The organism is Legionella pneumophila subsp. fraseri, assembly GCF_000586315.1.
Classification (GTDB): Bacteria; Pseudomonadota; Gammaproteobacteria; order Legionellales; family Legionellaceae; genus Legionella; species Legionella pneumophila_B.
Window position 1 is genome coordinate 41,680 of the sequence record NZ_JFIM01000031.1, and the last position, 9,217, is coordinate 50,896.

Below are 9,217 nucleotides of genomic sequence, written 5' to 3' on the forward strand. Positions count from 1 at the left end.
TTTTCTTTCAATGAGTTATAAATTAAAGTGTAAATAGATATAAATAATGACAAGGAGATAGTCGTGCGTAATCTAAAATTTTCTCATCCCTTTTCTATGGGGATTTCTTTATTTTTATTCATTTTATTTTTTGTTCCCTTGCTATCTTATGGCGCTGAGACATCCAATATGCGTGGCAAACGATATTGTGAAATCATCCTATCAAAAACCATCTCTAGTTATGCTGTTTATAATACTTGGGGATTAAATGATTGCCCGGAGCAATTATGGAGTAAAGTTTCTATTTCTGCAGTAAAAAAGGAAACAGGATCTTCTTTTGTTCATCTTAATGGTCCTCGATACTGGGTAATTGATGGATTTAAAAACACGTCTTTGATAAATCCTGCCATCAAAACAATCAGTGGAATTCCCATGAGGGAAGCAGGCATCTTGCGTCTTAGTTTAATAGATTTATTTAAAAACAAACCATATCAATCCCACGAAGTAGACCGTAAAACAACATGGATCTATCAAGAAGGAAAACCTGTCTTTGAATTGATTGACCCCACTGGGCAAGTTTTTGTAATGCAATCCTATAGTGTTCAAAAATATCCGCAAACAATGGATGCCCTCAGGCAACTAGGTAATAAACTTCAACTTCCCAAAGGTTGGAAATTTAAAACTGGTGTGCTTAACAAGCCAGAAACAATTCAAGCTGTCAATAACAAAGCCGTCGTTGTCCAGGATAATTTTTTGAATACCTATCAAAAAGCCAGCCATGATTTCCTGAAATAAATTCAACATGTTGAGTGTACTCCATAGGGTAAAGGACTAATAAGCCTTGCCCTTTGCCTAAATTGATAACAAACAAGTTATGGGAATTGTATTTAATCAAAACTATTTGCAAATCAAGTCATGCCAATTGATTAAATAATGAGTCAAGAGTATTGCAAAAGTCAATTTGATCCTATAAGTTACTATTGAGATTAAATAACAGCTAAAGGACTATTATTATGCCAACTTATTTTGATCCTATTATGCAAGAAGATACTGTGCTGGATGAAAACACGATCGTTTACCTGGTTCGGATTGGTGATAATAAATTCACCGTTAAAGCAATTTCATCAGGATTGGAACATCTCCCCAGCGATCCAACTACCCACGCGGAGAAATACTGGCCAATCCCTGCCAAATCATTAATTGATCATTCGAGTAACAAGTCCCTTTTTGAAGAGGATAAGTTAACCAATCAGCCCATAACCAAAGAACAGGTAATAGAGTTTTTTGCACTTGATCCTGATAAAACTGAACCTAAGCAATTTAGTGATTCTGTTAAGAGAGAGTTAACTGAAAACTGGGCACGAGAGGTACTACAGGATGAATTTGCTCACGCAGGGCAAAACCCCCATCTCTTTTTTTATCAACCGCTGTTCTTTGCACAACATGGAAATAATCCTGGTCAACAACAGGATAATGCAATGCCGCTCCCTCTACCTCTCCTGATGTTTTCCTTGATACCGCCTATGAATAATAATAATAATCAGCAACAAATGACATTATTATTTTTTAACATACTCCTGGTGCCTGAGAATCAGGGCCATGAACCTGAACAGGAAAACACAGGCGAGCATGCTCATGCTCCTGGACACTCACATTAAACACAACTCGTATTCCAAGCGTTGCAAGTGTCGGGCACCTTGTCCGACATCGCTGGTTTGATAAGGCACCAATACCTTTTTAATAAGATAGTTCACAAGGTATTTTATGATCCATACCCATTTTATTATCCAAAATGTTAAGTCTGATTTTGTATTGGTCTTCTTGCTGTACAAAATATTCTTTTAATGTTTGAAGAGTGAGTTCATCAGGATAGCTGAATTTTTTATTACTTAATAATCGATTTAGCCATGAGGCTTTCATATTCAGTGACGACCCGTAAAACTGCTTGAGATCCGTATCGGCAAGCACAAAAATCTCACCTATCCATGGATCAAGGAGATAATTTTCAGTGATAACTACAGTATGATTAATGTCTTCAATATCATAAATAAGCGCAGGGATATTTTGTTGTCTCAGCAAGGCAGCAAGATAAAAAGCCTGGTGTTCACAATTTCCTGCCATCCCCTTTGACATTGTATTTTTTATTGCCGCCCTCCCATCCAGAAAATCAATCTTGTTATTCTCAAGATGTTTAAATATCCTGAGCAGGAAAACTCTTATCTCACCGATACCATGAATAGCAACAGAGCTATTTTCCTCATATTGAGTCATTCTATCTTTATGGATTTTTGCGCTTAGTTCATTAATAACTAATGCAGAAGTGCTGGCGATGCACACTGACATAGTAGCTTTTAGAGCATTACACAGTTTTTTGTAATATTCCTCTGGTAAGTCTTTGAATTCAATTTCCCTGTCTTTGAAAAATCTGACCATGTCTAATCCCTTATATCCATTAAGGGATTTAGTTTACATACAAGTATGGGATGAGCAAATAGAACAGCCTCTTTTCACCAAAACTACTCTTGCTAACTGTATTTGCTATACTTCCATTGGCACAGATTAAAATGGAGTTTCAAATGACAAAATATAGAGATGCAGGAACTGGGCGATACGTCACCAAAGAGTTTGCAAAGAAACATCCTGGAACAACGGTTGGTGAAAACAGCAAGCCAAAATCACAAAGAAAACCTAAAAAATAATCACCATTAATAATTGGCTTGAAGCTGTATTTTATACAAAATAAACCATATTGACTTCAAAGAAGTCAATATGGAGTGCTTGATGTTTTAGTATAAATCCATCAACATACATATTTTGTATGAGTTCAATTCTATTAACGAATTCTCAGGATGATTTAGTGAATAGAATAAACTGTTACTTTTACATTAAATTTAACCATACGGATATTAGTTAATATAATGAAATATTTTTTAAAACAGTCTCGCCAGCATGCCTCAACTCAAAAAAAAAGAAACCCATCTGCTCAATCCGGCTCTATCACCATTGATTTTATTGGCAGCGTAAGGTTTATCTTCACCTTTTCGTTATTTTGTTTTAGAGCAGTCGCTGATTTGGCCACTAGTGTGGTTTTCGGAAAAGAGCTTTTTGATTTTGTATTTAATAGAATAAAAATTGTCCTTACAGGCTCAATTGACATCATTACAGTTAGAAGAGAATTAACAAAAGCGATCCATAAGATACAAGAAACGACTGAACAAAAATCATTATTTAAAAAAGAGTTAGAAGAACCGTGTAGTTCGACCGACACGAAGCCAATTATCAAACCCAATACTCTTCATACGCAGAATGTTTTTTTCACAAAACCTAAAGAGAAATTAAAAACAAAATCATTTAAAACAGTTGAATCCCATGATTTCAACAATTCTGAAGAGCTTATGGCGTTCACGGCAAAAATCAATGAGCTCATAGCACAAGATGAGGCACTGGCTATCCCGCAAAAAGAGGAGAAGAATTTATCACCTCCAGAGGAAAAAGATATTGAAAAATTAATTGAGATAATGAAAAACTCAGAATTATTAAAACATGAATTTTGGAGCAGACTGAACCAGATGACTCATAAAGACATTAAATTATTTGTCAGTAGACTCAGTCCAATTAAAGAAAAAAAGAAGTTTGGCTCAAGCGATCTGGATTATTTATGGCGTTATTTTAGTGGCTTTGAATTTGAGCCATCAAAAAGAGAAAACAGAAAAGATAAATTTGCAGTGATGCTGGAAGCTCTATCAGAAGATCAGTTAAAAGCTTCTTTTGATTCACCTGATTTTTTAAATCTTTTAAATAAAGACTCCTATATTGAAGCTGCAGCTAACACATTAAATCGTAAACAATTGGCATTGTTTGCTTCAAATATCAAAAAGCATGACATTCTCAATTTAATGATAAAAAAACTGAAACCAAGCGCTTATTTGTTAGGTAAACTTGTTTCTATTATGCCTTATGCCTCTACAAAAATTAAAATAGCCCTAATCGATCAGATTGCTCATTTACCCCATTCCGCTTCTTTTAAGATTGAACTCGCAAAATTAGCTGAACATTATATTGGTATAAATACTCAAGCATATAGAAAACGTTACCAGTCCCTGCCTGCCTTGCCATCCAATACAACCCACAGCAAACCTCCCCTCTCAAAATGGTCTTCTGTAACCGCTATCTCCAAACCAATATCTACCAACATACCTGCAGCAAAAGAAGATTGGACTGATGAAGCGTTTGATGCATTCCTGCGTGAAATGAATGCAACAACGTACATCATCAATGAGAAAAAAATAATTGATGATTTAAACAGTTTACCAGATCACAGAATTAAAATGATTGTAGAAAAAGCCTCTTCACCCGATTATAAGGATATACTGAAACACCTTTGGATGATCGAGTCCAAGACAATAAATCATAAATCGTTCATAGAGAACAGAAAAAACCGCTTGAAAATTATTCTAGAAAATTTATCAGAATCTCAATTAAAAAGTTCCATAGAAGATAACAAGTTTTGGGATATTTTTAGAAACACTCAAGAGCCTTATTGTAAAATGGCTGCCAAAGTATTATCCCCCAGACAATTTGAAATAATCATTTCTAATGCCACTCTCGAAAGACATGTCGATTTTGCAGTAATCATTACTCAAATTAAAAAAGACAGCAGTACTGACAAAGAAAGATTGCAAAAAATTATAGATGCAATCATTCCCCACACTACTCCGTGGTTTGCCTTAGCTTTAGAACGCCAAATAAAGGGTTTATTGACAAGTAATAAATCCCTGTTTGAGAAATTTAACGCTGATTTAAAAAAATTCCTCAGTCAATCGCTGGAAAAACCTGAGGTTAGTTTAAAATACAGAAGAGATAGAGATCTAAATAGACATGCCATTTCTCATCTCCTGGCAGAACCATTTGCAAATTCTTATAAAACATCTTTTAGTTTTTAAAAGATACGCCTGCTTTTTCATTAACATCTTTGCTTCTGACTGGGAATGCAATGATGAAAACAAATCACTAGAGAATATGAATGAATTTTTAACTGAATCCCAATTCATTGAATAACTGACGCTGATAACTCTTTAAAACATGATTTAAAATTGCCCTATGTTACGCTATATTGATGAGAAATTATTGACAGTATCCGACTTTCGGAACCCAACGCTCCACAATAAAAAAGGAATTAAACCATGTTGAAGCGCGCTCTCAATACTGCAAAAGCCAAACAACCCATCTCCACCACGGGGATATTTGCTCATACTTATTATTGGTTAACCTCTCCTTCTGGCGATCAATCCTATCAAAATCCTAATTACAAAAACGAACAAGATAATAATACAGGGACAGCGATCTATTTTATCCATGGTACAGCTGATCAGCCTGCGGCATTTAAACGTGTTGCTGAACGCTTGATTACGACTAGACTTCCTGATGAAATTTGCTCTCTGAATTTACTGGGCTTTGATCAACGTTACCAGGGAAAAAGTATCAAATTTTTTGCTGAACAACTCAAAAATAAAATAAAGGCTAATCATCATCAACGCATCATTTTAATAGCGCACTCCAGAGGTGGGCTGGTTGCTTCTTATTTTGCAGAGTTTTTAGCTAAAGAAGCCTGCATTGAAGTCCCGCTGATCATTACAGTAGGTACTCCATTTAATGGTTCTTACCTTGCTGTACAACCATTATCATGGTTTTCTGATTCCGTTAGAGAAATGGAAATTGATAGTGAATTTCTTGCACAACTTAAACAAGAGATAGTAGAACACTCCATTAGCGCCTACCATTTTTTTATTGCAAAGGAAGATGCGATTGTACCAGGAGAATCAGGGTATATAAAAGAATACGTCGATAAATACCCTGACTCACTACACATTTTAGATCGCCACGGCCATCTTTCTATCATGTCCTCTCATCGTTTGGTATCACATATTGCCGGTTTGCTCCACGATTATATTGATCGCTGTGAAACTCATGCAGAAGAAGTAAAAATTTCTAAATTAGGGGAACTCAGACTAATTGAAGACTATTATTCTGTAAAATCTGAACAAGACTCCTCGTTCAATCCATAAATGCCCAGTCATGGATTTTTTGCTTATTATTTATTCAGAAAAATAAACTACTTTGGTAATTAGCGTTTTTGTAAACCACAGCTCATCATGATAATAAGTAAAATTTAGTAATAAACAGTATTATTTTCACTAATGAACAGTTATCCTGAACAAACCTCAAACAAATTGCTTGATAAGATAAAATTATGAATTTTAGTACTTGGTACTTTCCTTCTTTGGCTGCATTATTTCTTTATGGTGCCTGGGGATATTGGGGGACAAGAGCTGCTAATTTTATTAATCCCCTTTCCATCACTTTTTATTCAAGTATAGGGGTTTTAATTTCTGGGATTATTGCTTTGATTTTATTGGGTTTTAAACCTGAGCTTTCTGTTAAAGGGAGCACTTATGGTTTGCTAAATGGCCTGGCTAACGGGATTGCCTGTATTTTTTTTATTTTGGCATTACGCAATGGTCCCACCATGCCGGTAGTTTTGGTCACCTCTATGTATCCCATGATTACTTTAATATTCTGTATGATTTTTCTCAAACAAGAATTAAGCATAAAACAAGGATTAGGGATGGTTTTCGCACTGACTGCCTTAATTTTATTTTCAATGGAATGATTACCCTGGCACTGGATATTAAATCAACCACTCACAGGCATAGGACTGCAACAACTGAACCGCGGTTTTCACCTCATACTATTTATACCTGCTGTCAAACACTCCACGGATTTTTAACCAGGTTTTAAACCCCCAATTTGTCATCAGCAGAACGAAAAATTCCAAGCTCTTTGTTAAGGATAGTTTTTAATTCGATTATTTAGTTTATCTAAATTCCCTCATTAAAAACATTTTTTGCCTTGACCTTGTTTTTTTTGTAAGTCCTGATCAGATAGCATGAAAATCTTCTTGACTAATATAAACAATATAATCAATATGAAATCATCATGACTAAAATAGGACTAAAAACATATCTGTTGATTGTTACAAACAAACATGGGTTCGAAGCTTTTGTTGCATCAGCTATCGCTTTTAAACTTTTTGAAATAGGTTCCTAACTATGCGAAATAATAAAATGGGAGAAAAAATTCCAAGTTTTTTTCATCATGATAATAAAGCCAACTCACCTCAAATATTGGTAGACGCTCCATTAATCATTAAAGATAGCGAATTGTTGGACCTGTTAAATGTCCCAGTGGACAGGGATGAGAAATATCACCTGCTCATATCCTGCATTCGCAGTCACAGCTGCGACTATTTAAATCAAAGAATCAAGGTTAAAAGCCACACGATAATTGAAGGCGATGAACATACCCCTCCCCATTGGACAACTTTCGCAACCAAACGAGAATATGGTTACCTAAATCCTGGAAATAAAGACATTGAATTGACAACAACCCTGGCAAATATCATTGCTACCAATGAATTAAATTTTTCTTCTGCTCAAATGGTTGCCTTGTTTAGAGAGTTAATGATTAAAGGAGTCGATTTTACCGCCATAGATCAATCTCCTTACCTCAATTTAATACATCCCAAATCTGGCAATAACCCTCTCAAAAGCTTGATAGCAGCCAGTTTGGGGGATTATGAGATTATCCACTTACTGCATGACTTCATGAGTTATATTGAAAATAAAGTTCCTCACGATGAACAATTATTGATTATCAACAATCAAGACAATTTTGAATTCGAAGCGATGCGACCGGCTGAATTTTTATTGCGGCTAGGACATGAAGATTTGGCTTTACGCTTATATAAGATGGGAGCTCAACCGACTGTGCAGGCATTCCGACTGGCTTGCTCAAGTTACGGTACCACCATTCACTACGAAGAAGCGATGGAATGCATTCAAGTCTTGATGAATTCCGTTGAGTTGGATGAAACAGATTTACTGGAAGGAAAAAACTCCTTGCAAAAAGCAAGCCCGGCACAATACAACGAGATGCTGACAAGAATATTACGCTCCCTGCAGGAAGATTCGGAGCTTGATACTGGACATTCCTCTCTCTTTGAAATGATGCAGAAAGACTACATAGAAAATTATCAGGATAAAATGTCCATTTCATTTCGTGATTTTTGTCAGAAGGTAGCGAAGAGTGACCATCCGCTGATTCAAAAATATGCTCTTTTACGCATTGGGCAAGAGAACGTAGGTAATGGTTTGTTCTCAGATTACTACCGCACTGAGTCCAGACATTTGGCTGAGAATAAATGGGCTTTCCTCAATAAAAACCAAAGAGCCAATCAATTGCTGATTAATCTCATTAATGTAATTGACGTTGCATTAATTGGCATTCAACTAGGATCGTTAAGTACACCCTCAGCCAGACTATAATTTGGGGAACATAAGGCAAGTTCCGCTCATTTCTATTCCAACATTGATTTGAGCTTAATGAATTCCATAGGCTAACTTGCTGGAAAAACAAGGGCAGATTATTTTTTATTGAACAGATAAAGGTACTGCCCATACCCCGCTTGCTCCATTTCATTTTTTGGAATAAATTTCAAGGCAGCTGAATTCATACAATATCGCAACCCGGTTGGTTCTGGCCCGTCTTTAAAGACATGACCCAAGTGAGAATTTGCGTATTTAGAGCGAACTTCCGTACGCACAATAAAAAAATAGCTTCTGTCTGTGTGAAAAACCAAATACGATATATCGATTGGCTTTGTAAAACTGGGCCAACCCGTTCCTGAGTCGTATTTATCAGTAGAACTAAACAAAGGTTCTCCTGATACTATGTCAACATAAATGCCTTCCTCTTTATTGTTCCAGTAAGCATTATTAAATGATTTTTCCGTTGCCCCATTTTGAGTCACCTGATATTGCAATGGAGTCAGCTTCTTAAGCTGCTCTGATTTGTTAAATTGAGGGGTATAGGCCATCGCATTCGTCATGATGAACAGATAAAATAAAATGCTGATTAATCTCGTCATGTCCTAACTCCACATGCACCGTTCATGCCCACATTGATGACGCTTACTTATAGTGTAGCAAGAGCACCCGATATTAGCGAAGAGAGTAAGAAATCTGCAGAATTAATATTCATACCCAAAGCAGAAGACAGGCAGGGTGCTTGGACTTAAACTATTTTATACATTAAATTCATATTAAAGACTTTTAGTTACGAGCCAACTGTGAATCAAATGCGTATTCCGGAGGACTTGATCACTAATTCCGTTAGGCAT

At 36.0% G+C, this 9,217-nt stretch carries 9 protein-coding genes; 7 read left to right on the plus strand and 2 right to left on the minus strand.

Translation table 11 applies throughout. From position 1 onward, the window contains the following. Positions 1 to 63 precede the first annotated feature (63 nt). Both CC34_RS0108075 and CC34_RS0108080 read left to right on the plus strand, forming a co-directional pair. Positions 64 to 774 carry a hypothetical protein gene (locus CC34_RS0108075; protein ID WP_028379382.1) on the plus strand — a complete coding sequence of 237 codons (711 nt, stop codon included), beginning with the start codon at positions 64 to 66 and terminating at the stop codon, positions 772 to 774. Between the two features lie 218 nt (positions 775 to 992). Beyond that, complete coding sequence (locus CC34_RS0108080; protein ID WP_028379383.1) at positions 993 to 1,637, plus strand: hypothetical protein; 645 nt, start codon at positions 993 to 995, stop codon at positions 1,635 to 1,637. Positions 1,638 to 1,716: 79 nt separating this feature from the next. Here CC34_RS0108080 and CC34_RS0108085 read toward each other — a convergent pair whose 3' ends face one another. Next, positions 1,717 to 2,412 (minus strand): hypothetical protein, encoded by a 696-nt coding sequence (locus CC34_RS0108085; RefSeq protein WP_028379384.1) that lies wholly within the window; start codon positions 2,410 to 2,412, stop codon positions 1,717 to 1,719. Positions 2,413 to 2,555: 143 nt separating this feature from the next. Here CC34_RS0108085 and CC34_RS0108090 point away from each other — a divergent pair, with 143 nt between their 5' ends. The 5 genes from CC34_RS0108090 (at position 2,556) to CC34_RS0108115 (ending at position 8,363) form a co-directional block, all read left to right on the plus strand. Beyond that, positions 2,556 to 2,678: a multidrug transporter gene (locus tag CC34_RS0108090; protein WP_229309785.1), complete on the plus strand. Its 123-nt coding sequence runs from the start codon at positions 2,556 to 2,558 to the stop codon at positions 2,676 to 2,678. Between the two features lie 219 nt (positions 2,679 to 2,897). After that, entirely contained in the window at positions 2,898 to 4,922 is a 2,025-nt protein-coding gene (locus tag CC34_RS0108095; RefSeq protein WP_028379385.1) for a hypothetical protein, read from the plus strand. Positions 4,923 to 5,162: 240 nt separating this feature from the next. Then, the gene (locus CC34_RS0108100) at positions 5,163 to 6,044 is read left to right on the plus strand and encodes a lipase family alpha/beta hydrolase (protein WP_027227690.1); all 882 of its coding nucleotides are present in this window, start codon (positions 5,163 to 5,165) and stop codon (positions 6,042 to 6,044) included. 185 nt (positions 6,045 to 6,229) lie between these two features. Then, positions 6,230 to 6,649 carry an EamA family transporter gene (locus tag CC34_RS0108105; protein WP_027227689.1) on the plus strand — a complete coding sequence of 140 codons (420 nt, stop codon included), beginning with the start codon at positions 6,230 to 6,232 and terminating at the stop codon, positions 6,647 to 6,649. Positions 6,650 to 7,088: 439 nt separating this feature from the next. Further along, on the plus strand, positions 7,089 to 8,363 hold the full coding sequence (locus tag CC34_RS0108115) for a hypothetical protein (protein WP_028379386.1): 1,275 nt from the start codon (positions 7,089 to 7,091) through the stop codon (positions 8,361 to 8,363). A 98-nt stretch (positions 8,364 to 8,461) separates the two neighbouring features. Here the strand turns inward: CC34_RS0108115 and msrB are convergent, their stop codons facing one another. Then, the gene (gene msrB / locus CC34_RS0108120) at positions 8,462 to 8,965 is read right to left on the minus strand and encodes a peptide-methionine (R)-S-oxide reductase MsrB (RefSeq protein ID WP_027227687.1); all 504 of its coding nucleotides are present in this window, start codon (positions 8,963 to 8,965) and stop codon (positions 8,462 to 8,464) included. Between the last annotated feature and the right edge of the window lie 252 nt (positions 8,966 to 9,217).